At 51.7% G+C, this 23,244-nt stretch carries 20 protein-coding genes, 2 tRNA genes and 1 pseudogene; 15 read left to right on the top strand and 8 right to left on the bottom strand.

The window, feature by feature from the left end; genetic code table 11:
• Positions 1–3: 3 nt before the first annotated feature.
• Together D3P07_RS01590 and D3P07_RS01585 are read left to right on the top strand one after the other, a co-directional pair.
• Entirely contained in the window at positions 4–942 is a 939-nt protein-coding gene (locus D3P07_RS01590) for a D-alanine--D-alanine ligase (RefSeq protein ID WP_119798337.1), read from the top strand.
• Positions 935–2,119 (top strand): aminotransferase class I/II-fold pyridoxal phosphate-dependent enzyme, encoded by a 1,185-nt coding sequence (locus D3P07_RS01585; protein WP_119798336.1) that lies wholly within the window; start codon positions 935–937, stop codon positions 2,117–2,119. Before D3P07_RS01590 ends, D3P07_RS01585 begins: the two co-directional genes overlap by 8 nt.
• 105 nt (positions 2,120–2,224) lie before the next feature.
• Here D3P07_RS01585 and D3P07_RS01580 read toward each other — a convergent pair whose 3' ends face one another.
• A complete protein-coding gene (locus tag D3P07_RS01580; protein WP_119798335.1) occupies positions 2,225–2,494 on the bottom strand; it encodes a DUF3977 family protein in 270 nt (89 codons plus the stop codon).
• 202 nt (positions 2,495–2,696) lie between these two features.
• On the opposite strand from D3P07_RS01580, the gene wecB reads away from it, so the two are divergent.
• The 3 genes and pseudogenes from wecB to map all read left to right on the top strand — a co-directional run bounded on the left by wecB (position 2,697) and on the right by map (position 6,419).
• On the top strand, positions 2,697–3,836 hold the full coding sequence (gene wecB / locus D3P07_RS01575; RefSeq protein WP_182914141.1) for a non-hydrolyzing UDP-N-acetylglucosamine 2-epimerase: 1,140 nt from the start codon (positions 2,697–2,699) through the stop codon (positions 3,834–3,836).
• A 337-nt stretch (positions 3,837–4,173) separates the two neighbouring features.
• A complete protein-coding gene (locus tag D3P07_RS01570; RefSeq protein WP_182914140.1) occupies positions 4,174–5,406 on the top strand; it encodes a MerR family transcriptional regulator in 1,233 nt (410 codons plus the stop codon).
• Positions 5,407–5,672: 266 nt separating this feature from the next.
• Positions 5,673–6,419, top strand: a pseudogene (gene map / locus D3P07_RS01565) (type I methionyl aminopeptidase).
• Between the two features lie 144 nt (positions 6,420–6,563).
• Here the strand turns inward: map and D3P07_RS01560 are convergent.
• Together D3P07_RS01560 and D3P07_RS26715 are read right to left on the bottom strand one after the other, a co-directional pair.
• The gene (locus D3P07_RS01560) at positions 6,564–7,538 is read right to left on the bottom strand and encodes a hypothetical protein (protein ID WP_119798333.1); all 975 of its coding nucleotides are present in this window, start codon (positions 7,536–7,538) and stop codon (positions 6,564–6,566) included.
• Positions 7,539–7,565: 27 nt separating this feature from the next.
• Entirely contained in the window at positions 7,566–7,709 is a 144-nt protein-coding gene (locus tag D3P07_RS26715) for a hypothetical protein (RefSeq protein WP_182914139.1), read from the bottom strand.
• A gap of 619 nt (positions 7,710–8,328) precedes the next feature.
• On the opposite strand from D3P07_RS26715, the gene D3P07_RS27280 reads away from it, so the two are divergent.
• Positions 8,329–10,869, top strand: a complete 2,541-nt coding sequence (locus tag D3P07_RS27280; protein ID WP_259391291.1) for a fibronectin type III domain-containing protein — start codon at positions 8,329–8,331, stop codon at positions 10,867–10,869.
• Positions 10,870–10,884: 15 nt separating this feature from the next.
• Positions 10,885–13,182, top strand: a complete 2,298-nt coding sequence (locus D3P07_RS27275) for a fibronectin type III domain-containing protein (RefSeq protein WP_259391290.1) — start codon at positions 10,885–10,887, stop codon at positions 13,180–13,182.
• Positions 13,183–13,288: 106 nt separating this feature from the next.
• Here D3P07_RS27275 and D3P07_RS01540 read toward each other — a convergent pair whose 3' ends face one another.
• Positions 13,289–13,498: a DUF2536 family protein gene (locus D3P07_RS01540; RefSeq protein ID WP_119798332.1), complete on the bottom strand. Its 210-nt coding sequence runs from the start codon at positions 13,496–13,498 to the stop codon at positions 13,289–13,291.
• A gap of 152 nt (positions 13,499–13,650) precedes the next feature.
• Here D3P07_RS01540 and D3P07_RS27365 point away from each other — a divergent pair, with 152 nt between their 5' ends.
• A complete protein-coding gene (locus D3P07_RS27365) occupies positions 13,651–13,773 on the top strand; it encodes a hypothetical protein (protein WP_259391289.1) in 123 nt (40 codons plus the stop codon).
• Between the two features lie 160 nt (positions 13,774–13,933).
• Here the strand turns inward: D3P07_RS27365 and D3P07_RS01535 are convergent.
• The 3 genes from D3P07_RS01535 to pdxR all read right to left on the bottom strand — a co-directional run bounded on the left by D3P07_RS01535 (position 13,934) and on the right by pdxR (position 15,605).
• Positions 13,934–14,010 (bottom strand) — tRNA-Pro (locus D3P07_RS01535).
• A gap of 6 nt (positions 14,011–14,016) precedes the next feature.
• Positions 14,017–14,092 (bottom strand) — tRNA-Thr (locus D3P07_RS01530).
• A 79-nt stretch (positions 14,093–14,171) separates the two neighbouring features.
• Positions 14,172–15,605 carry a MocR-like pyridoxine biosynthesis transcription factor PdxR gene (pdxR, locus tag D3P07_RS01525; RefSeq protein ID WP_259391288.1) on the bottom strand — a complete coding sequence of 478 codons (1,434 nt, stop codon included), beginning with the start codon at positions 15,603–15,605 and terminating at the stop codon, positions 14,172–14,174.
• Positions 15,606–15,717: 112 nt separating this feature from the next.
• On the opposite strand from pdxR, the gene D3P07_RS01520 reads away from it, so the two are divergent.
• Together D3P07_RS01520 and D3P07_RS01515 are read left to right on the top strand one after the other, a co-directional pair.
• Entirely contained in the window at positions 15,718–16,224 is a 507-nt protein-coding gene (locus D3P07_RS01520; RefSeq protein WP_119798331.1) for a pyridoxamine 5'-phosphate oxidase family protein, read from the top strand.
• Between the two features lie 83 nt (positions 16,225–16,307).
• Entirely contained in the window at positions 16,308–16,997 is a 690-nt protein-coding gene (locus D3P07_RS01515; protein ID WP_119798330.1) for an aspartate/glutamate racemase family protein, read from the top strand.
• An 81-nt stretch (positions 16,998–17,078) separates the two neighbouring features.
• Here D3P07_RS01515 and D3P07_RS01510 read toward each other — a convergent pair whose 3' ends face one another.
• Positions 17,079–18,398: a hemolysin family protein gene (locus D3P07_RS01510; RefSeq protein ID WP_119798329.1), complete on the bottom strand. Its 1,320-nt coding sequence runs from the start codon at positions 18,396–18,398 to the stop codon at positions 17,079–17,081.
• A gap of 238 nt (positions 18,399–18,636) precedes the next feature.
• Between D3P07_RS01510 and D3P07_RS01505 the strand changes: the two genes are divergently transcribed.
• Genes D3P07_RS01505 through D3P07_RS01485 form a run of 5 tightly spaced genes read left to right on the top strand, consistent with a single transcriptional unit; the run spans position 18,637 to position 23,210 of the window.
• Entirely contained in the window at positions 18,637–19,383 is a 747-nt protein-coding gene (locus D3P07_RS01505; protein ID WP_119798328.1) for a DUF1836 domain-containing protein, read from the top strand.
• Between the two features lie 46 nt (positions 19,384–19,429).
• The gene (locus D3P07_RS01500) at positions 19,430–20,344 is read left to right on the top strand and encodes a prenyltransferase (RefSeq protein WP_119798327.1); all 915 of its coding nucleotides are present in this window, start codon (positions 19,430–19,432) and stop codon (positions 20,342–20,344) included.
• A 37-nt stretch (positions 20,345–20,381) separates the two neighbouring features.
• A complete protein-coding gene (locus tag D3P07_RS01495; protein ID WP_119798326.1) occupies positions 20,382–21,113 on the top strand; it encodes a DUF6081 family protein in 732 nt (243 codons plus the stop codon).
• 25 nt (positions 21,114–21,138) lie between these two features.
• A complete protein-coding gene (locus D3P07_RS01490; protein WP_119798325.1) occupies positions 21,139–22,530 on the top strand; it encodes a sensor histidine kinase in 1,392 nt (463 codons plus the stop codon).
• Entirely contained in the window at positions 22,527–23,210 is a 684-nt protein-coding gene (locus tag D3P07_RS01485) for a response regulator transcription factor (protein ID WP_119798324.1), read from the top strand. Before D3P07_RS01490 ends, D3P07_RS01485 begins: the two co-directional genes overlap by 4 nt.
• The last annotated feature ends 34 nt before the right edge of the window (positions 23,211–23,244 follow it).

The following is a 23,244-nucleotide window of genomic DNA, read 5'->3' as shown; positions in this document are numbered from 1 at the left end:
AGGATGAAAATCGGCGTCATTATGGGCGGTATTTCCTCTGAGCGTGAGGTATCTTTGCAGACTGGTCAAGAGATCGTCAACCATTTGGACCGGAGCCGCTATGAGGTGGTTCCGATCGTGATTGATCAGCGAGTCGATCTGATTACGAAGGTTCAACAGGCAGGCATTGACCTCGCAATATTGGCGCTGCATGGCCAGTTCGGGGAAGACGGAACGGTGCAGGGCGCGCTGGAGACGCTGGGGATTCCATACACCGGCAGCGGTGTCTTGGCCAGCAGCCTGTGTATGAATAAGCAGCTGTCCAAGATGTTGTTGAATGGGGCGGGCGTGCATACGCCTGTAGGGTTCTGCTGGCAAGGGCTGCAGGATTACGATCCGCAAGCGGTCGAGAGACTGGGCTACCCTGTTATTGTTAAGCCAAATACAGGAGGCTCCAGCATCGGCATCCAGCTTGTTCATAATGAGAAGGAGCTGCAGGCAGCGGTACAAGAAGCCTGCAGCCTGGATCAAACGATCTTGATCGAGCGCTATATGAAGGGGACGGAGATAACGTGCTCCATTGTGGATGGCGAAGTATTGCCGATTATCGGCATTCGCTCCGCGCATTCGGAATGGTTCGATTACAAAGCGAAATATGAAGCTGGCGGCGCAGAAGAGCAGGTGATTCAGCTTCCTCCCGTCATCGAGCAGTCTGTGAGAGAGGCGGCGCTTGCGAGCTATCGTCTGTTGCAGTGCAAGGTCTATGCTAGAGTCGATATGATCTTGTGTCAGGATATCCCTTATGTGCTGGAAGTCAACACGTTGCCGGGAATGACCGCTACCAGCCTCCTTCCCAAGAGCGCAGCAGCGCAGAATATTAGCTTTTCCCAGCTGCTGGACCGTATCATTGCGAGCTCGCTCCATGAGCGGAAACAGGAATGGGGGAAGATGCACTATGTATAGTGAAGCAGGTTCAGGTCAGTTTTTATCTTCTCGCGTAAGGGAAATTCAGCCGTCAGGCATTCGCGCTTTTTTTGGTCTGAAAGCGGCAGGAGACGATACGATTGCTCTTGGCGTTGGAGAGCCGGATTTTGTTACACCGGAAAAGGTGCGCGAGGCCTGCATTCAGGCATTGCGTGAAGGACAGACGAAATACACCTCCAATGCTGGATTGATGGAGCTGCGTGAGGAGCTTTCAAGTTATTTTTTGGGCAGCTTCGCGCTTTCCTACGACCCCGAGCAAGAAATCATTGTGACGGTGGGAAGCAGTCAAGCCGTCGATCTGGCGCTGCGGGCGGTTATTAATCCTGGGGATGAGGTGCTGATTCCGGCGCCGAGCTATATTGCTTATGATCCAATCGCCCAATTGCATGGCGGTAAAATCGTAGAGGTAGCAACTATGGCGGAGCAGCAGTTCAAGCTGACTCCGCAAGCGCTGCAAGCGGCGATTACACCCCAGTCAAAGGTCCTGATGATCAATTATCCGAGCAATCCAACCGGAGCAGTGATGACGGAGCAGGATTGGAAGCCGATTGCTGAGCTTATTATCAAACATAATCTGGTTGTCATATCAGATGAAGTGTATGCCGAGCTGACTTATGAGAGACAGCATATCAGTGTCGCCTCCCTGCCGGGCATGAAGGAGCGCACGATTGTCATTAGCGGCTTCTCCAAAGCATTTGCAATGACAGGCTGGCGGGTTGGCTATGCTTGCGGCCCGCGAGAGCTGATTGGCGGCATGCTGAAAATCCACCAGTACACGACGATGTGCGCACCTACCCTTGCACAGATTGCCGCGCTTGAATCATTGCGTCATGGCTTGGCTGCCAAGGATGAGATGATGGCAAGCTATAACGAACGCCGCAAGCTGTTTGTAGCGGGCTTGAATGCAATCGGGCTGGCATGTCATAAGCCTGAGGGTGCTTTCTATGCGTTTCCTTCCATTGCCTCAACCGGCATGTCTTCTGAGCAATTCGCTCTTCGGCTGATGCAGGAAGCGAAGGTAGCGGTCGTTCCGGGTCATGTGTTCGGGCCAGGGGGCGAGGGTTTTATTCGCTGCTCCTATGCGACCTCGCTGGTCGATTTGGAGAAGGCGCTGGAGCGGATGGAGAAATTTATGCAGGTGATGCAGCCTGTTTGATGAAACTGCAAAAAGAGACTAGAGAGCTTCAACTTTCACTGCGGTGGGTTGAGGCTCTTTTTGGCTATACGCGATGACTTAGACAGTTGATTAAAGCAGTGTGCCTTAGGACTTTTGAGGTTGAGATTCATCATTACTTACATAACTTGTCAGTCCAAAAACGATCTTAAGCGTTCGACGCGACTTTTTCGTTTTTTTGAATCCTTCTTTTGTATCCCAGATGTACACAGTCTTGCCAATCCAAACTCTCAAGTAAGCAGAGTGAAACAGGATCGGCTTTACAACTCCTCGCTGTTCAATTTCCGATCCATCACTGAGTTCAGTCTCAGTTCTAATGAACCAGGTATTGCCTTTGCCTATTTCGATATATTTCAAGCTTTTTACCTCGATTCTTTATTCTCTCTTGCATGTGACGTAACGTCACCGCTTACGCTTATTTTCGAAGCGCTCGATTAGTAGGAAGGGAGCTGGGAAATGGCGATAATCGAGGGGAATTGACGCTGTGGAGCGTTTATCCACACCTAATTGTAAAACTAAAGAGGAGGTTTTCATCATAAAAACAAATCGTAAAAAGATCATGCTTATATTCGGAACACGTCCGGAAGCGACCAAAATGTGTCCGGTCATCCAGGAGCTAAAGCGTCACGCGGAATGGTTTGACACAAAAGTGATCCTGACAGGTCAGCATCGGGAGCAGCTCCATCAAGCGCTCGCTCATTTTGATATCAAGCCGGATGCCGACCTCAATCTGATGAAAGAAAATCAATCCCTGGCCTACATCACATCCGCCGCCATTGCAGGATTAGACGAGCTGATCGCCCAAGAACGCCCGGATCTGATTCTCATTCACGGTGATACGCAAACGGCTGTATGCGGCGGGATGGCCGCCTTTTTTCATAAAATACCTGTCGGGCATATCGAAGCGGGACTGCGCTCGCACAACAAATATTCACCTTGGCCGGAAGAAATCAATCGCAAAATCGTCGATGTCGTGTCCGACTTAATGTTCGCACCCACATCTCTGAGCAAGGACAATCTTCTGCGAGATGGTTACGAGGAACACCATATTTATGTTACCGGCCAAACGGCCGTTGATGCTGCTCTATTGACTTATGACGCTCAATACGACTTTCACGAAGATGGATTAAAACCTATCTTGAATCAACAGGGAAGGATCATAACGGTTACCGCTCATCGAAAAGAAAACGTTGGCGTTCCTATGCAGAATATGTTCCGAGCCATACGGCGAATAGCGGACGAGCATCCGGATGTTGCCGTCGTGTATCCCGTTCATCTTAGCCCAACTGTCCGCGAGACAGCCTACAGCATGCTATCGGACCATGATCGCATCCATTTGCTTGATCCGATCGACTACCCGGACATGATCAATTTATTAGCCCGCTCCTATCTGATTCTGAGCGATTCCGGAGGGCTCCAGGAGGAGGCGCCCGTGTTCAACAAGCCGCTTATCTTAATGCGCGATACGACGGAGCGGCCGGAGGCTGTAGCAGCCAATGCGGTCTATCTGACAGGGACGGAAGAGTCCGCGATCCATGCGGTGGCGACCAGACTGCTGACGGATCAAGCGCTCTATGCCGCCATGTCGAATGCTATTAATCCATTCGGGGACGGACTAGCGTCGCAAAGAATCGTTCACATCATTGCCCGCCACTTCGGCTTTGTCTCCGAGCTGCCTGCACAATTTGGCGTGAAATGACCCAGTTTTGGAGCCTTTCCGATTCAATCGGGGAGGCTTCAGCCGTTTATAATTGACATATACGGATAATCTGAGCAGAGGAAAGCAGCTTCTGCAACGCTGCTCTTTGAGCATAGCGCTTTCTGAATCACTTCGGGTAGATAAGCTGATCCAAGGCGCCACCTCCACACGTACTCTTTTTTATTCGGTGCTGTACTCTCGAACTCCTTGCTTCCAGCTGGATTCAAGCCAACAATTCCGCAACTTTGCAATAAAGCTTGTAGGTGACGTATGGTCATCTATTATACTGGTATTAGATGAGATGGTAAGCGATAACGATAACACGGGGGATACGTGCATGCAGTTGCGAGCTGGAGAATGGATGACCGCAGGACAATTTGCGGATAAAGCGGGAGTCACGATACGTACAGTGCGTTTTTACGATAAGGTAGGGCTGTTAACGCCGAGCCACCGAACGGAATCGGGACACCGGTATTATTCGAAACAGGACCTCGCGCGGCTTCAACAAATCCTGACGCTCAAATATATCGGACTCACCATTGACGAGATCAGCCGGATCATTCATAAAGACGGACTTAATGTGGATCTGAAGGAATCCCTGCGAGTTCAGAGCACCATTATCGGGCAGAAAATGGAGCATCTTCGCCTTGTCCAAAAAACGGTGAAGGAGACGCTGTCACTGCTGGAAAGCTTGGAGAACGAGGAGGAGGATAAGCCCTCGTCTGCCGGGGATCGTGAGAGCAGTCCCGCATGGGAGCTGTTCGCATCCATTATCCGGGTCGTCAATCAGGAGTATGAGAATGCATTTAATCTGCAGACGAGGATTCACCTGCATGATGAATTCAGCATCAACCCGTATAAGTGGCATCAATGGCTGTTCGACCGGATCGTTATACCCGAGCGGAGCAAAATTCTTGAGCTAGGCTGCGGGGACGGAGCGCTGTGGGAACGCAATGCGGACCGGATACCGGCGGATTGGGACGTGATACTAACTGACCTGTCGGAAGGGATGCTTCATGATGCCAAGGACAGGCTCCGGCATAGCGTGCCTGCCGACCGGTTCCGCTTCACTCCAGCCGATGCGCGTTCGATTCCTTTTCCCGACGCAAGCTTCGATGCGGTATTTGCCAATCATATGCTCTATCATGTGAGCGAGCGGCATCAATCGTTAAAGGAAATCCGGCGTGTACTTAAGCCTGGGGGCGTGCTGTTCGCTTCGACGATGGGAATGAACCATATGAAGGAAGTAAAAGGGCTTCTAAGCGCCATTAATCCCGGGTATGATACGGGGCGGCAGGATTTCGCCTGTGAATTCGGGCTGGAGAACGGAGAGGATCAGCTGGATGCTGCCGGTTTTGGGAATATCCGCTTACAGCGATATGAAGATGCTTTGCAAGTGACGGATGCCAAGCCGCTGATCGCCTACATAAGAACGACGCCCGGCGGCCGGGAAAATCTGACCGACACCCGCTTAGCCAAATTAGCATTTATGCTGAATGAAGCGATAAGCGCTGAAGGCGCTGTACACATCACGAAGGAAGTCGGCTTGTTCATCGCAATTCGCAAATAATGGACTAGCATACTCATCCACTCCCCGATAACGGAGGAAATCGCTATGATTGCAACCGGGTCTGATACCAGCCATGGCAAGGGTTTAGCCCGAATGATCAATGTTGGATCACTACCGATTGATCTGAAGAAACTGGCCAGAAAGCGTTGTCCATAGCCTGGATAATAACGGCATCGACGCGCTCTCATCTCATTGCGGGTAGAACCGAAGCGGGGAAACGCGATATAATAGGGGAGGAAAAGCAATAAGATTTGAGGGTGAATGAAATGATTGTGTTGAAAACAAAAGAAGAAATTGCCAAGATGCGTGAGGCTGGCGTGCTTCTGGCACAGTGCCATCAGGAGATAGAAGCTATGCTCAAGCCGGGTGTTACCACCTGGGAGATCGAGCAATTCGTAGAGCGTTTTCTGGCTGAGAACGGCGCAACGCCGGAGCAGAAGGGCTATCACGGCTTTCCATATGCAACATGCGCGTCAATTAATGAAGTGATGTGCCACGGCTTTCCTGCCAAAAATCCGCTTAAGGATGGGGATATCGTAACGATCGATATGGTCGTCAACTTAAACGGCTAGCTAGCCGATTCAGCCTGGTCCTACCGTGTAGGCGAAGTGTCCGAGAAAGCGGACGACCTGCTGAAAACGACAGAGGAGTCGCTCTATCTCGGGATCGAAAAAGCCGTCGTCGGCAATCGGCTCGGCGACGTGTCGAATGTAATCCAAAAGTATGCCGAATCAAAGGGCTACGCGGTCGTGCGAGATTTCACGGGCCATGGCATCGGTCAGAAGATGCATGAGGAGCCGCAAGTGCTCCACTACGGACCTGCGGGCAAAGGCGTCCGGCTTAAGGAAGGCATGGTCTTTACGATCGAGCCGATACTGACGACGGGATCGCACCGCATGAAGATCGACTCGGACGGCTGGACGGCGCGTACCGTTGACGGTTCCCTGTCCGCTCAATATGAGCATACCATCGCGATTACAGAGGACGGTCCAGTTATCTTAACGAAACTATAGACGGCCCTCTCATGGGACGTATTGTAAAGAAGCTCCGTAAGGCATTAGCCTTACGGAGCTTTCGCATGTTGGCTCATATGCAGGTTCCATGGAACAATAGTCACGGTGTGAACCAGTTGCATAGCCAGCGGATGAGCAGAACGCTTAAGACGGATCAATCGGAGAAGGAAGCCGGAAGCTCTGCTCGTTGCTTAGCAGCACGATTTGCCGGTCTGTGTGGAACCGGATGAAGCCTTCCTTCTTGGGTGCGGTCTTATACGTCTGCCATTCGCCAGTTTTCCAAGTTGCTGGGTCCACGGCAGCTAGCATGAGCTGAGAGGAATTGTCCGGTACGAGATGCGTCCATACGGCGATAGCGGAACGATCCTCCGACAAGCGAACATCCAGGAATTGCGTCTCATAGAAAGATTCTTTCAACAAATCATGCAACGCGCCGTCGGATGTCAGCACAGAGATCGTAATCGGATAATCTTTACTCACGGTCGATTCCAATTCCTCAGGCGGATCAAACCGAAGCAGATAGCTGCTCTGGATGTCCGTCCCCTGCAGCCGCTGGAATACTTGACCCGTTCTTGTCCGCTCCCCAGTGCTGCCGCTGTACATGGCGAACACCGGAGCATGCGACTGGCTGGCATTCATGACGAGAACTTGATCACCTACCCAGAGGTGATCGCCAAGCACAGGCAAATGGGAGTATGTATCCAGCACAGTCACCTTGTCAGTATCGATGGCATGAAGGGCTATAGCTAGCGGGCTGCTCAAATTGGTCGTGTCCATAAATTGGTAGGCGATAACGGAGCCGTCCTTCGATAGTTTGGCTCCCCGCTTTGGCACAGCGGGATCGCCGATCTCAACGGCTTGCTGATCGGCTCCGAAGAGATAAAGATGGCCGAAAGCTTCATACACGTCGCCCTGGTCGCTCTTGCCAATATGGATGGCTTGCTCGGTATGGAATGGTTCGAGTTCAGCGGTGACCGTTGTGGGTACAGGCGTTAAGGCTGCTTCCGCATCGGATACAGCAGGGGGTGGAGAGGACTGTTCTGCTTCCTTTTCTCCACCCCATAGGGTACAGCCAGATAATAATAGAGCAAGTATAATAACCCCAGCAATTTTCATCATTAATCACTCATCCATCCGTTCACGTGTTTACGGTTTAGATTTCTCCAGAGCATCCCCGTTTACCTTTATTGAATTTGTGTTTTCTTGCCTGAACGACTCTTCTTCCATTCCTGTCAGGCGGATGCGCTCTTGCATCCACGCTGCCATTTCCGCTTGATCCGTCACTTCCAACACAGCTTTCTGCTCATCTATAAACCGTCTCAATTCCTCTTCAGGGATGGACACCCCTTTTTTCTTGGCGTATAAATAGAGAAGTTCGTCACAAGCGCTTTTTTTCTTTTCAACATAAGCCTCCTCCTTTGTAGAGGTACTTAAGGTAATAAACGTATTTGAAAGTAAGAAAGTTACATTTTTTACTCTGTCACCATTCCTCGATCCTTGTCTTGTCGACGCATTTCATCATCAGACAGCATCTGTCATTTGGGCGCAAATGCTAAGAATGTCGTATCTCTAGCGGACTATCAACTCCCAAAGTACTATGAACCATAGATATTTCCCCTACCACTATAGGATTATCTCCTTTCCAACAAGGCCTGCTCCCCTGCAAAATATAGATATCTTCCCTATCCATTCCAATATTCTTCACGATTTCCGCGTCAGTATCTTCTTCTCTTTCATGTTTTCTGCCATTCCTGCCAGTCGCAAGCCGCAAGCCTGTTGTATGAACTGCAAGGCTATCATTCTAGTTCCGTCGTATAGAAAGGGGGCTCTATTTCGTCAGTTCACGCTATGTAATCGCTTACATTTATGTTTCCATTCTTGTATTCAAAAATCGAAGGGAGATTTGGAAATGATGTATCGTTATTCGCGAACGTTGTCGCCGATTCAACGGGTTTGTCTCATTACGCTAGCTTTGCTTGTCGTATGGTCTGGGTTTCAATGGGGGGCTCCTTCCGTGAAAGCTGCCGCGCCCGGAGGCAAAATTATAGTAGGTTATTGGCACAACTTTGATAATGGCTCCACTAATATCAAACTTCGGGATATATCACCAGACTTCGATGTGGTGCAGGTCGCGTTCGCCGAGCCTTCGGGCGGTTCGCATACGGGCAATATGGTGTTTACGCCGTACAATGCGACGGTCAGCGAGTTCCAAGCCGATGTCGACTTCCTCCAGGCCCGCGGGCAAAAGGTGCTCATCTCCATCGGCGGTGCGAACGGCACGATTGAGCTGAATACGACGCAGGCGAAGCAGACCTTCGTCACGACAATGAAAAACATTATTAACCTGTACGGCTTCGACGGATTTGATATCGATCTGGAGGGAAGCTCGCTTGCGCTGGGCTCGGGAGATACCGATTTCAGAAATCCGACTACTCCGAAAATCACGAATTTGATCGCGGCCTCCAAAGAAATTATTGCTAGCTACGGACCGGGCTTCCTGCTGACAATGGCACCGGAGACGGCATATGTACAAGGCGGGGCCAGTACGTATGGCGGTCCTTGGGGCGCATACCTGCCAGTCATCCATGCGCTGCGCGATGATATTGATTACTTGCATGTGCAGCATTACAATTCCGGCACGATGCTTGGCCCTGACGGAAGAGCTTATGCGCAGGGCACGCCGGACTTCCATGTCGCGATGGCAGAGATGATGCTGGTCGGCTTCCCGATTGGCGGCAATGCGAATAATGTCTTTCCGCCGCTCCGTCCCGATCAGATCCTGATTGGACTTCCTGCTTCTCCGCAAGCCGCAGGCGGAGGCTATACGACACCAGCGAACGTACAGAAGGCGCTTGATTATTTGATCAAAGGACAGTCGTTCGGCGGCTCCTATGTACTGCGTAATCCGGCAGGCTACCCGGAGCTGAAGGGTCTCATGACATGGTCAATCAACTGGGACAAATATAACAACTATCAATTCTCCAGCAGCCACCGTACTTATTTGGATCAATACGGCAGCGGAGGCGGAAGCGATGTAACGCCGCCGACACAGCCGGCGAATCTGCAAGTGACAGCGAAAACTTCGAACAGCGTCAGCTTGTCCTGGAGCGCTTCTACCGATGATCGCGGCGTGACGGGGTATATCGTCTCTTACGGCTCTAATCAGACGACTGTATCTGGTACAACAGCGACGATTAGCGGCTTGTCCGCGAACACTGCGTATACCTTTACAGTCAAGGCGAGAGATGCGGCCGGCAATCAATCCGCAGCAAGCGCTCCGGTGACGGTCACGACGGATGCGCCGGTCGTGGATGTGACGCCGCCGTCGCAGCCTGCGAACCTGCAAGTGACAGCGAAGACTTCCACTAGCGTGAGCTTGTCCTGGAACGCATCGATGGACAATGTAGGCGTGACGGGTTATACCGTCAGCTATGGCACTACGAATGTGAATACAAGCGCAACCAGCGCAACGATTAGCGGTCTTACGCCGAGCACAGCTTATTCCTTTACGGTCAAGGCTTATGATGCGGCGGGCAATGTGTCCGCAGCGAGCGCACCGCTCTCCGTCACGACGGATGCGGCAAATGTCTGCTCCGTTCAAGCGTGGAGCGCAGACACGGCATATTCGGGAGGACAGCGAGTCTCCTACGGCGGCAACGAATATGAATCGAAATGGTGGACGAGAGGCGACCGTCCCGACCTGAGCGGAACTTGGGGCGTATGGAAGCTGATCGGTTCATGCGGCGGCGGAGCGGATACGACTGCACCTACCGCTCCGACCAACCTGATCTCGACAGCCGCAACGGCGACAAGCATCGGATTGTCTTGGGGCGCTTCGACGGACAATGTGGGTGTGACAGGTTATACGGTCTATTATGCTACAACTAGCGTGAATGTGACGGGAACAAGCGCGACGATTACCGGACTGCTGCCGAATTCCGCCTATACCTTCACGGTCAAGGCAAGAGATGCGGCGGGCAATTTGTCGCCAGCAAGTAATGCGCTGACCCGTACAACGCCATCGCAGGATGATACTGTAGCGCCTACTACGCCATCCAATTTGCAAGTGACGGCTGTATCAGGATCCAGCGTATCCCTCTCGTGGAGCGCGTCCAGCGATAATGTCGGCGTCGCCGGCTATACAGTCAGCTATGGATCGACAAGCGTCAATGTGACGGGCACGACAGCTGTCATTAGCGGTCTAGCATCCGGCACGACGTATACGTTTAATGTGAAAGCCTTCGATGCAGCAGGCAACCAATCGGCGAACGCTTCCGTACAAGCGACAACCGATGTGTCGTCAGGGCCGGCGGCATGGGCGCCGAATGTAAGCTATAAGATCGGCGACCAAGTATCTTATGGAGGCCGCACGTACAGCTGCCGCCAGCCGCATACATCGCTTCCGGGCTGGGAACCGGCCAATGTTCCTGCGCTGTGGACTTTGGTATAGGGGAGGGGAGAAGCTATGACAACTCTAATTCGGATGAACAGCCCCGTCTCTCGTGCGCTTCTGCTTGTGCTGATGCTGTCGCTTGTATTCACCGGCATGACTTGGGGCAATGACAAAGCCAGCGCCTCTATACCGGCCGACAAAAAAATAATTGTCGGATACTGGCACAACTTCGATAACGGCTCCGGCAATATCAGACTACGTGATATTTCGCCCGATTTTGATGTCATCAACGTATCCTTCGCGGAGCCGACCAACGGCCCGCAAGGCGGCACGATCGGCTTTGCGCCATATAATGCGACCGATGCGGAGTTCATCTCCGACATTCAATATTTGCAGAGCCAAGGGAAGAAAGTCATTATTTCTATCGGGGGAGCGAACGGTCAGGTGCAGCTTGCTTCCACGGCTGCGAGAAACGCATTCGTCTCCTCGATGAAAGCGATCATTACCAAATACGGCTTTAACGGACTGGACATTGATTTCGAAGGGCATTCGCTCTATCTGAACAGCGGGGACAGCGACTTCCGCAATCCGACAACCCCCGTTATTACGAATCTGATCTCGGCTGTAAGGGAGCTTCATGACTTCTACGGCGACACCTTTATGCTGACCATGGCACCGGAGACGTTCTTCGTACAGGTAGGCTATACGTTCTACGGAGGAAGCTGCATCTCATGCGATAACCGCGCAGGCGCTTATTTGCCGGTCATCCACGCGCTGCGGGACATCCTGGATTGGCTGCAAGTGCAGCATTACAACTCCGGCTCGATCACGGCGCTGGATAATCAATATTATGCGATGGGCAATGCCGACTTCCATGTTGCAATGGCGGACATGGTGCTGACCGGCTTCCCGGTTGCCCGCAATGCCAACTACTTCTTCCCGCCGCTTCGTCCCGATCAAGTCGTCATCGGTCTGCCTGCGAATCCAAATGCGGGCGGAGGCTTTACTCAAGTAGCAGAAGTGCATAAGGCGCTTAATTATTTGATGAAAGGGCAGTCCTACGGCGGCGGTTATCAGCTTCGGGGCGGGTCGCATCCCGGCATGAGGGGGCTGATGACATGGTCGATCAACTGGGATAAATATAACAACTTCCAGTTTTCCACGAACCACCGAGCTTATCTGGACCAATTCGTGGGCGGGGAAGGAAATGATGTCACACCGCCGACCGTGCCTGCCAATCTGATCTCGACAGGCAAAACGCAAAACTCGGTCAGCTTGTCCTGGAGCCCATCCACGGATGACCGGGGCGTTACCGGCTACATCGTGTATTACGGCAATAAACAGACAACTGTAACCGGTACTTCTGCTGCGATTACCGAATTGTTCTCGAATACGCCTTATACCTTTACGGTTAAAGCCAGGGACGCTGCCGGCAATCTATCTGCGGCCAGCGCAACGCTTACCGTTACGACAGATGAGCCGATTCTGGATGTTGCACCGCCGACAGTTCCGGGCAATGTCCAATTGACAGGCAAGACGTCAACTAGCGTATCACTGTCATGGACGCCTTCCACAGATAACGTTGGCGTTATCGGCTATGAGGTAACCTACGGCTCCAATACGGTTAATGTGCCATCGACGAGCGCAACCATTAGCGGACTGACGCCAGGCACAGCTTATACCTTTACGGTAAAGGCTTATGATGCAGCGCTCAATATTTCCGCTGCCAGCTCGCCGATCACAGTCACAACCGACGCGGCAAATGTATGTACCGTTCAGGAGTGGAATGCGGCCACCGCCTATAACGGCAGCCAAAGAGCTTCCTACGGCGGTATCATCTATGAAGCAAAGTGGTGGACGCGAGGCGACCGTCCGGACTTAAGCGGCTCATGGGGAGCCTGGAAGGTCATTGGACCATGCGGCGACGGTCCTGGCACAGGCGGAGATACAGTTGCGCCGTCCGCGCCAAGCGGACTGGCAAGCACCGGTGCAACATCCAGCACGATCAGCTTGAGCTGGAATGCTTCCACCGATAATGTCGGCGTGACCGGCTACACCGTCTATTACGGTACGGCTAGCGTGAACGTCGCCGGCACGACGGCTACGATCAGCGGCCTGTCTTCAAACACTTCGTACACGTTCACTGTCAAGGCTAGGGATGCGGCAGGCAATCTGTCGGCCGTAAGCAATGCTTTGCAGGCTTCGACGACGGAAGGCGCAAGCGGCCCAACGACATGGGTGACGCAAAAGAGTTATGTTGCTGGCGATATCGTTACCTATTCCGGCAAAACCTATGTCTGCTTGCAGCCTCATACATCTCTTGCAGGCTGGGAGCCGGCAAACGTGCCAGCCTTGTGGAGGCTGCAATAAGCAGCTAGCCATTCGAAATTCTCAAACCATACGCAACAGCAAAAAGAACTGTCTCAAGTGGACCAGCAATGGTCCGGAGACAGTTCTTTTTTTGGCATGCTCATTTTTATTTCTTGATGCGGAAATGAACCATCGCGCTGTACAGCATCTTCTCGCTGCGCGGATCAAAGGTTGTCTGATGCGAGACGGCATGTACATCCAGCATAAGCGCCTTATTGATCTCGATAGCCTTCTCCATCTGAGTCTCCAGCGACTTTATATCGTAGGCTTCATAGCATTCTACTTTTGTATCGATTAGATCGATTCTGAATTCCATATGTAATATCCTCCTAAAAGCAGCTGTTGTGCTCATAACTTCTTCATTATACCTAATGCTGGACAAAAAATGTTCCCGAATTTGTTAACTTATTGATGAATGTTCCTCTAGAATTCATGTACAATAAGGGGAATAAGAGAGGAGGTACTGCAATGGGCAATGTTCCGGCATCGGTATGGATATTTTCGGCAATCATTATCGTGCTCGTTACCTGGGTCACGCTCTGGGTGACGAAAAAAGCGTACTCCAGAAAGTGGGACGAAGCGGACGAATAAACATGTGCGCAGGGAGACCTCGCCTGATAAGCGGCGGAATCAGCTATGATGTGGCTGAGACCGCTGTTTTTATTTGCATGAATGCCGTAATCAGAAAAAAACGCCCTCGCTGCTTGCGCTGCGAAGGCGTTTGTCATATGTACTGCAATAAGTTCAATGATGGTCGGGACGACACGATTTGAACATGCGACCCCCTGGTCCCAAACCAGGTGCTCTACCAAGCTGAGCTACGTCCCGAGAAGATGGTGCCGCCGAGAGGACTTGAACCCCCAACCTACTGATTACAAGTCAGTTGCTCTACCAGTTGAGCTACAGCGGCACGTATTATTCTCGAACACAAGATGTATTATTACACAGATTATATGGGATATGCAATACCTTTTTTAAAGTTTAAATTTTCAAACAAATGATGAGGTTAGCCAAGCCCTTCCAAGCTGCTGGATGCCTTCCTGAAGCCGGCGTTCATCCAGTCCTCCGAACCCCAGCATGATGTACGATTCCGGGCAATCCGAGGGAATATTCCAATGCTTGTCCGGGGGATAGACTCTGCAGCCGAATCGCTCAGCCAGCGGGATAAGCTCCGACGCTTGCCGTCCCTTCACATCGAGCAGCAGATGCATGCCCGAGCTGTCGCCGATGATGCCGCATTGGTCGCCGAAGACTTCCTGGATCGCCTCGGTCAGCGCTTTATGCCGCGCTTGGTATACGCGCCGCATCCGTCGCAAATGCCGGGCGAAATGTCCTTTTTTCATAAAAAGCCATACAGCCTCTTGAATGAGCGGGGATACTGAGGGACTGAGGAATGTCAGCTTCTCGCCGCAAGTATTCAGCAGACTGTGCGGCAATATGGCATAGCTCAATCTGGCCGAAGGCAAAAACGATTTGGAGAAGGTCCCCATATAGATCACGCGGTCGTTGCTATCCAATGCTTTTAATGCGGGAATAGGGGCGCTGCTGTAACGATATTCGCTATCGTAATCATCCTCCAGGACATAGCTGCCGCGCTCCGTCGCCCATTGAAGCAAACGATAGCGCTTCTGGATCGGCATCACCATGCCGAGCGGGAATTGATGGGACGGCGTCACATAGACGAGCTTGACGTTCTCCGTATCGCCGAGCTGCGACACATCAATGCCATCGCTCTCCACTTCGATAGAGATTAAGGTGCAGCCCAGATTGCGCAGCACGGACTTGACCCCGCTATAGCCGGGCTCTTCCATCGCTATCGTTTCGTTGCTGAGTTGAAGCAGCTGAACAAGCACGCTCATCAGATGCTGGGTTCCTGCACTAATAATGATTTGATTGGCCTCGCATATCACACCTCTGGATTGGTAGACGTATTCTGCGATTTCCTCGCGCAGGCCCGGATGTCCCATGCGGTTGCCGTAGCCAAGCACATGAACGTAATCGGCAGACAGAGCCTCGGTCACGCAGGATTTCCACAGGCTGTGCGGGAAGCGGTCGAAGGCAATGTCGCCGTAATGAAAGTCATACTGTACGGCAGCGTGAGGCTGTTGGGTAGAGACAGGCTTCTTAACGCCATTTGCGGGCACTTGAGCTGGAGCAATACCGTATGGGAATTGCTCCAGCGGAAGGATCAGATAACCTGCTCGTTCCCGGTTCTCCAGGTAGCCTTCCGCCACTAGCTGACCGTAGGCGGACTCTACCGTATTTTTGCTAATGCCGAGATGCTGGGCGAGCTGACGGATCGAAGGCAGCGCTTCGCCTGCCGGCAGGCTGCCTCCTTCAATGCCGCTTCGAATATAGCTGTATAGCTGGATATACAACGGAGTACCCTGCATTCGCTCCAATAGCGGCGTAATCGATAACATGGTTTATCTGTCCCCTTTGTTTTCTTCGAAACTGTCACTTTTGCAAGTGACAATTTCCCTATAAAGTGACTGTAGCATAATCATGATTTGAATGTGAAGGGGATGGAGAAAGATGTTTACAGTTCGGCTGAGCCAAAGAGAATGCAAGGATGGCGAGAGGATCGAGCAATTCCTGCAGGAGGCGCAAACCGGTTTCCTGGGGCTGACGGATGGACTTGCTCCATACGTGGTGCCGCTCAACTTCGTATGGATGAAGGAGCGTGGCGCGTTTTATTTTCACGGTGCGGAAGAGGGGCGCAAGATGGAGCTGATGGCGCGGAATAAGGAAGCTTGCCTGACGATAAGCGAGTCGCATGGTACGATCCCAAGCCCCATTCCCGCCAAGACAGACACGGCATATATGAGTGTCATGGCTTTCGGCGAGATGGAGCCCGTTCCCGATCTGACCGAGGCGACAGCAGCGATGCAGGCGTTGCTTGACAAGTATGTGCCGGGCTACTATGAGTCGCGACTGGCCGCATCGCATGTGGAACGGTATCGCTCCTCTATGGAGAGCCGCACGTTCATCTTCAAGCTCGTCGTACGCGAGCGCACGGCGAAGGAGAACGTCAAGGATTAATGATGGCATTTGATGCATCCAGCCAAACCTTTTATAATTTGATTAAGTGCATGCAGTTTGCAATATGAGGGAGTGGAGTCTGTGTGAAAACGATTGGACTGATAGGTGGAATGAGCTGGGAGTCAACGGCTGCCTATTATCAACTGATCAATGAAGAGGTTAAACATCGGCTCGGAGGGCTGCATTCAGCAAAATGTCTGCTATACAGCGTTGATTTCGCGGAAATTGAACGTTATCAAGCAGAAGAGCGATGGGACCAGGCTGGCATGTATTTAGGGGACGTTGCCCATTCCTTAGAAAAGGCCGGAGCAGACTTTATCGTTATCTGCACCAATACGATGCACAAGGTTATTGCATGCATGGAGGAAAGAATAAACATTCCTATCTTGCATATCGCTGACGCTACCGCAACACAAATCCAAAAAACAAGCATTCGGACGGTAGGGTTGTTAGGAACAAGATATACAATGGAGCAAGACTTTTATAAGTCGCGCCTAGTGTCCAACGGCCTCACGGTATTAGTTCCAGATCAATCAGAACGGGAAATGGTCCATAAAGTGATCTTTGAAGAGTTATGTGCAGGGAGCATTCAACCATCATCCAGAGACTTCTATAAGCAAGTAATCCAAAACTTGGTTGATCATGGAGCGGAAGGAATCATCCTCGGCTGCACGGAGATTGGCCTATTGATCAAACAAGAGGATTCGGATGTGCCCTTATTCGATACGACGGTCATACACGCAATGGAATCGGTGAACCAAGCATTTGAATAAATGCTGTATTTCAAAATAAATGACGCACCCGCTGATGGCAGCGGGTGCGTCATTCTAATTGCAAGTCATGTAGGATATAAATTAAGCCGTTTCGACTTCCACTTCAGGCTCTTCAATTTGCAATTCAATCTTGCGGATACGGTTTTTGCTCGTTTCGCGGATGATGAATTTCAAATTCCCGATATAATGCTCTTTGCCCGGCTTCGGATCTACCAGCTTGCTGTACAGCCAGCCGCCTACCGTGTCGACATCCTCTTCCTCGAAGCTCATGCCGGTAAGCTGAGCCAGTTCGTCGAGCAGCACCTTGCCGTCCAGCAGATAGCAATTCTCGGCGAGCTGTTCGATTTCCTTGCGCTCATCGGCGTCGAACTCATCACGAATCTCGCCAACGATTTCCTCCAATATATCTTCAATCGTAATTAGGCCGGAGGTTCCGCCGTATTCGTCAACCAGGATAGCGATGTGAACGCGTTCCTGCTGCATCCGTTTCAGGAGCATCTTGACTGGCGTAACTTCAGATACACTAAGTACGGGATGGATCAGCTTTTTTAGATCAAACGCTTTGTTGGCATCATACTCCAGAAACAATTGCTTCGTATTGATCATGCCCACGATATTGTCCTTGCTCTCCAGTGCAACCGGAAAGCGTGTATATTGCTCCTGGCGGATAATGTCCAGGTTTTCCATAAGCGAATAGTTGGTATACAGACAGATCATATCTGTACGCGGAACCATGATTTCCTTCGCAAGCAATTCATCGAATGCGAAGATACGGCTTACATAGCCATACTCTGTATTGTTGATTTTGCCGCTTTGGTAGCTCTCGTTCAGAATCAACTGAATTTCTTCTTCGGAGTGGGCATCCTCATGCTCCTTCATCGGCTTAAGGCCGAACAAGCGCACAAGCGCATTGGCGGAGCCGTTAAGCAGCCAGATGAACGGGTACATTAAGGTATGGAAGAAAATAATCGGTTTTGCCGTCAAAAACGTAATAAACTCCGCTTTCTGAATCGCCCAGGATTTCGGAGCCAGCTCGCCAACGACGACATGGATAAAGGTAATGAAGATAAACGCGATGCCGATGGACAAGGCATGGCTCAATGTCTCGTTCATTTCCATTCCGTGGAATACGGGTAAAAGTATTTTCTCTACTGTCGGTTCTCCCAGAAATCCGAGTCCAAGAGCGGTTATCGTAATACCAAGTTGGCATGCCGACAAGTAGGCATCCAGATTGCTTGTAACCTTCTGAACGGAAACCGCGTTCTTCCGGCCCTCCAGCACCAACTGTTCAATCCGGCTTGGGCGCAGCTTGACGATGGCAAACTCCGTCGCGACGAAAAAAGCAGTCAAAAAAATAAGAAGAGCAATCAAGATTAAATTAAGTTCTATACCACTACCCATTTTCGATTCTCACTACCCTTTATATTTATAGTTTTTTAATTACTTATGCTTTACTATAGCGAAAGATTACAGGTTATGACAACTGCCAAAAGGAACGGTTTGAGGCGTTTAGGTCTCGTTAGGCTCATTTAGATGGAACGTATTCGTCGTTCTCATTGTTTTTCGAGTCTTTACAACGACAATTCGCAGCCTTAAGATGAGTTCATATGAACTTGAAGCGTAGGCAGGAGGTGGGCGAATGGATCGATTTTGGCTGACTCGCCAAGAGCTTGCGAACGTGCTGCGCTCGCTTGAAGAGCGAGGAGGCGAGAAGCCCTCGGATATATTGCGCCATGCATGGACGAGGAATGAGCCCGGAGCCGGACAAAGCGAAATACGCGGTATGCTTCGCGGTAGCCCGCTTCCGCCCATTGCGGAGAAGCTGATGAGATGTACGGAGAGACGGGGATTTTCCTTGCATGAGATTGCAGATCTTGGCCATTTACTGGAATTTTCTACACTATCCGTTACATCTATGCAGAACTGGGTGAAAAGAGATTTCAAGATGTATTTTCACTGCCCGCAAGCGGGCAAAAAATATTCGCTTAATCAAACGGCGCTTCTGCTCATGATAGACGACCTGAAGGCTAATCTGGATTTCGAGTCAATCAGGCGGTTGTTCGCCATGTTATTCTGCGAGAGCGAGGATAACGGCAAGCCGGCGCTGGCGGGGATTACGCCGCTTTCGCTCTTTGACCGGTATACGAGCTTGTATCAAGCCCTGGACAGGCGCAAGCAGTGGGAATCGATGAAAGAAGAGCAGCTGGAGCAGGTTGTGTGGGAAGAGGCGGCCAAGTCGGCCGAGGCGATGCCCGCATTATCAGCCGATCAGAAGGCGGCGCTTCATACGGTGTTGTTCGTCGCGGTCATTTCGATTCAAGCTGCCCGCCTGCAAGCTCTGGCCAGACATTATTGCCAAGCAGCGCTCTATATGAGGAAGCCCTAATAGATCAGTCCTATTTTTCCCAAACTAGAAGAGGGGTCATACAACTATGTTGAAGTCATTCTTAAAAGCCTCCCGGTTCAGGGTCATTCCCGTTATGCTCATTCCGGTGGCGTTAGGCGCGCTAGGCGCTTATGTCTGGAGAGGGGAATTCCATCCCTGGCTCTTCATTCTGACCTTAATTGGAGCGGGCGCCGCCCATCTGTTCTCCAATATGGTCAATGATCTGTGGGATTTCAAAAGCGGTACGGATACGGCTGCCAAAGGAACGGAAGGCGCGATATCGACGAATTCCGGTTTTCTGACGAACGGAACGTGGAGCCTCGGCAAATTCAAGGCGGTAACCTGGCTGATGTTCGCTATTGCGACACTGTCAGGGGTGGCGCTTAGTCTGGTAAGCGGCTGGCCCGTGCTGGTGTTCGGCTTGGCTGGCGCGTTTATCGCGTACTTCTATGTCGCACCGCCGATTCGATTCGGTTACCGGGGGAAAGGATACAGCGAGATTGCGATTCTGCTCTCGTTCGGCGTGCTGCCTGTCGCAGGCGCCTATTATGTACAGGTATCTGAGCTGGATTACAGGGCGCTGCTTCTGTCGCTGCCGATCGGTCTTCTGACCACGCTGATTCTGTTCAATCATCACTTCTTGCATTGGAAAGCGGATCGGCAAGCCGGCAAGAAGACGCTAGTTGTCGTATGGGGCGAGCAGCGGGCGCTTCGCTTCTCCCGCTTACTAATGTTCCTGGCTTACGCCGCGCTTATATTGTGCGTAGTAACTGGCGCGCTGCCGATATACGCCTTGCTTGCCCTGCTCACAGCTATTCCGATATATTTGGTATATGGCCGGTTGGGCTCGCATAATCAATCTGTCGCCTATTTGCCGCTTATGGGCGCTTCCTTGAAGGCTACGATGAGTTGCGGTGCCATATTGATCGTTGCGCTGATCGTCCAAGGATCGCTGCAATAATTCATTCCGACCAACAACTTAGAAAGAAGGGCTATCGATGAGCAATATAAGGACGCTAGGAGATTTCCATACTATACTGGATGAAGGAGCTACCTGGAAGATCGGCGGATTCCAATTGCCTGATGGTACGGTTTGGCAGTACCGCGAGCCGGAGGCAGTCGTCATTGTGCGCAACGGCATCCTGTATGTGCGCGCAACGATCAGCAGGGGCAACGATAAGGTACAGATTCTGGATAATGCCAAGCATATGTATTATTCCAACGAGCCAGTGAAAGTACCGGAAGCAGGCGAGATCAGCTTCGAGATGAAGATTCGCGCCAGAACAGCCAACACAGCTCCAGGCGATCTGTATGACGGATATGTGTCGCTTAACTTGCTGGATTTCACAACGGGAGGCGCGCTGGATTTCTTTGTCAGCAATGATCAATATGCCAGCGTGTATGCAGTGCTACCATTCCCGGGCGTGCAAGTGCCTGACAGCGATCGCACCAAATATTTCTGCGTATTTAAGGAAGAAAAAGAAGGATTCGCGCCTCGCGAGTTCAATACGTATAAGATTACTTACAATCGTCCGAATGACGAGGTTATTTTCTATGTCAATGGGACAGAGGTTCGCAGAGAGCAAAATACGCCTGTGAAATTCAATGCATTTACGGTGGCGCTCGGCATTATGACCGAAAAGGACCTCACGCCGGAGGGCAGCGTATCCGCCCACGGCCAGACCGTCATTGCGGAATGGTCGCCTATTACAATAGAAGTAAAGGAATAAGGGTTATTACTGAAGGAGCCGAAGCATGTTATTTGTGTTCATTGCTTTATGGGCCGTAGCCAGCATTGTATGGCTGTCCGATCCGGGTTCCGCCGTGAACAGGCGGCTTGGCGCGCTCGCATTCAGCGGGGGCGCCGGAGCGCTTGCGGCGCTGCTGGATCTGAGCTGGCTGCCTTATGCGATCAAGCAAGGCGCAGGACAGAGCGTTCAGCTTCTGTTGTATCGGCTGCAAGCGTTCTCATCCGTGTTCTCCTACTACTTTGTGCCGTACTTCTTCCTGCTGTTCGCCCTATCTTATCGAGGCATCCAATTGAAACGAGCCTATGCGTTATCGCTGCCTTGGCTGCTGCTCATCCCGATTGTGCTGTGCACGCTGTTCACGCCGGCGTATAACACGCTGCACCCCATCACCTTTACGATTGTCGTATGGTGGGCAGTGCCTTACATAGCTGCAGGCGCCTATTTGGTGCTCAGCAAGCGGGTTCCGCCTGCGGCGATGGCCCGGACGCACTGGATGGTCTGCTTCGCCGTATTGCCGCCTGTTCTGTTCGCAATGGCGATGAATTACATCCTGCCGAGCCTCGGCATGCTGCGAATGTGGGTCTATAATACGTGGATTGTCGGACTCGGCACGCTCGTATTTGTGCTCGGGTTATTTACATACGGATTTATGGGTATTCGCATACTGATAGATCGCAGGAGATACGATTCCACGCTTCGCGCCGTAACTTCCGGCACGGCGATGCTCAATCATGCCATTAAGAACGATGCGGGCAAGCTGCGGCTGTTCGGCGAGAAGATGAAGCGCTATGCGATTCAGACTTCGCAGGAGGAGCTGCTGGCGGATGTGGAGGCCGTTCTGTCGGCTTCCCGTCATATGGAGGAGATGGTGGCCCGCGTTCACCGGAGAACGGAGGATTTGACCCTTCGCCCCGAGCGGGCGGACCTGACCGAGGTTGTGGAAGAAGCGCTTCGCGCGCTGGAACCCTCGCTTGGCGCGATCCAGCTTCATGTCTCCATGACGAAGGGCTGGATCTGCAGCATCGATCGCGCCCAGACAGCTGAAGCGGTGACGAATATCGCGATGAACGCGATTGAGGCGATGAATGGACAGGGCAAGCTGACCGTCACGCTGACGGAGACGAAGCGCGAGCTGATCATTGAATTGGCCGATACAGGACCGGGCATGGACCGCACGCTGCGGATGAATGCATTTGATCCTTTCTATACAACTAAGAGAACGGGGCATAACTTTGGGCTAGGACTGCCGTATGCGCTGCATGTCATGAGGAAGCATAAAGGCACGCTTCAAATGCGAAGCAAAAAAGGCGAGGGGACATCCTTTTATCTTTCCTTCCCCAAACAAGCGGTGCTGGCGGAATATCATCATACACGGACGGAGGAGCGAATGCGATGAGTAAACCGATTCGTATCGGAATCGTGGAGGACGATCCGGACTGGCGCAGAGGACTTGCCGATTATTTGGCGGGGGAGTCCGACTTTGAGCTGATCTGGACGGTATCCAGTGCTAGTGAGCTGCGAGAGGCGCTGCTTGGCGATGAGCGTTCGCCGGATGTTATTCTGATGGATATTATGCTGGACGGTCGCCCGGAGGGCATCCTGCTGGCGGAGGAAGCTTCTCTAGCGACAGGTGCGCGCATTATTATGCTGACCTCAATGGAGGAGAAGGAGCTCATCCTGCAATCCTTTCATGCAGGGGCAATTGACTATCAGATCAAGAGCAGCTTCGAGAAGCTGCCGGATGCGATCCGGCAAGCGTACCGCAAGCAATCGCCGATCAGTCCGGAGGCGGCGGAGCAGCTGCGTGAGGAATTCAAGCGGCTGAAGGCGCTGGAGCGGGAGTTCGAAGTGAAGAAGATGAGCGATCTCATCACGCCTTCTGAGCTGCAATTGCTAGGTCTTATTCAAGAAGGCTATTCACAGCCCCAGATTGCGGATAAGCTGTTCATCACGCTGCGCACCGTCAAAAACCATGTGAACCATATTCTGAAGAAGCTAGGCGTGAAAGGCTCGAAGGAAGCGGCTGCCAAGGTGAAGGATATGGGGCTCCTGGATCATAAGAATGAACGAAAGTAGTACCATATACAAATGGTACTATTTTTTTTATGAA

The sequence above is a fragment of the Paenibacillus sp. 1011MAR3C5 genome (assembly GCF_003591485.1).
Taxonomy (GTDB): Bacteria; Bacillota; Bacilli; order Paenibacillales; family Paenibacillaceae; genus Pristimantibacillus.
Note: the sequence above shows the minus strand (reverse complement) of the source record. Positions and strands in the feature narration are given on the sequence as shown.

What these genes read in the sequence shown, in the direction of transcription:
- D3P07_RS01590 (WP_119798337.1), top strand. Translation starts at nt 4, where the DNA reads ATGAAAATCGGCGTCATTATGGGCGGTATTTCCTCTGAGCGTGAGGTA.
- D3P07_RS01585 (WP_119798336.1), top strand. Translation starts at nt 935, where the DNA reads ATGTATAGTGAAGCAGGTTCAGGTCAGTTTTTATCTTCTCGCGTAAGG.
- wecB (WP_182914141.1), top strand. Translation starts at nt 2,697, where the DNA reads ATGCTTATATTCGGAACACGTCCGGAAGCGACCAAAATGTGTCCGGTC.
- D3P07_RS01570 (WP_182914140.1), top strand. Translation starts at nt 4,174, where the DNA reads ATGCAGTTGCGAGCTGGAGAATGGATGACCGCAGGACAATTTGCGGAT.
- D3P07_RS01560 (WP_119798333.1), bottom strand. Translation starts at nt 7,538, where the DNA reads ATGATGAAAATTGCTGGGGTTATTATACTTGCTCTATTATTATCTGGC.
- D3P07_RS27280 (WP_259391291.1), top strand. Translation starts at nt 8,329, where the DNA reads ATGATGTATCGTTATTCGCGAACGTTGTCGCCGATTCAACGGGTTTGT.
- D3P07_RS27275 (WP_259391290.1), top strand. Translation starts at nt 10,885, where the DNA reads ATGACAACTCTAATTCGGATGAACAGCCCCGTCTCTCGTGCGCTTCTG.
- D3P07_RS01540 (WP_119798332.1), bottom strand. Translation starts at nt 13,498, where the DNA reads ATGGAATTCAGAATCGATCTAATCGATACAAAAGTAGAATGCTATGAA.
- D3P07_RS27365 (WP_259391289.1), top strand. Translation starts at nt 13,651, where the DNA reads ATGGGCAATGTTCCGGCATCGGTATGGATATTTTCGGCAATCATTATC.
- pdxR (WP_259391288.1), bottom strand. Translation starts at nt 15,605, where the DNA reads ATGTTATCGATTACGCCGCTATTGGAGCGAATGCAGGGTACTCCGTTG.
- D3P07_RS01520 (WP_119798331.1), top strand. Translation starts at nt 15,718, where the DNA reads ATGTTTACAGTTCGGCTGAGCCAAAGAGAATGCAAGGATGGCGAGAGG.
- D3P07_RS01510 (WP_119798329.1), bottom strand. Translation starts at nt 18,398, where the DNA reads ATGGGTAGTGGTATAGAACTTAATTTAATCTTGATTGCTCTTCTTATT.
- D3P07_RS01505 (WP_119798328.1), top strand. Translation starts at nt 18,637, where the DNA reads ATGGATCGATTTTGGCTGACTCGCCAAGAGCTTGCGAACGTGCTGCGC.
- D3P07_RS01500 (WP_119798327.1), top strand. Translation starts at nt 19,430, where the DNA reads ATGTTGAAGTCATTCTTAAAAGCCTCCCGGTTCAGGGTCATTCCCGTT.
- D3P07_RS01495 (WP_119798326.1), top strand. Translation starts at nt 20,382, where the DNA reads ATGAGCAATATAAGGACGCTAGGAGATTTCCATACTATACTGGATGAA.
- D3P07_RS01490 (WP_119798325.1), top strand. Translation starts at nt 21,139, where the DNA reads ATGTTATTTGTGTTCATTGCTTTATGGGCCGTAGCCAGCATTGTATGG.
- D3P07_RS01485 (WP_119798324.1), top strand. Translation starts at nt 22,527, where the DNA reads ATGAGTAAACCGATTCGTATCGGAATCGTGGAGGACGATCCGGACTGG.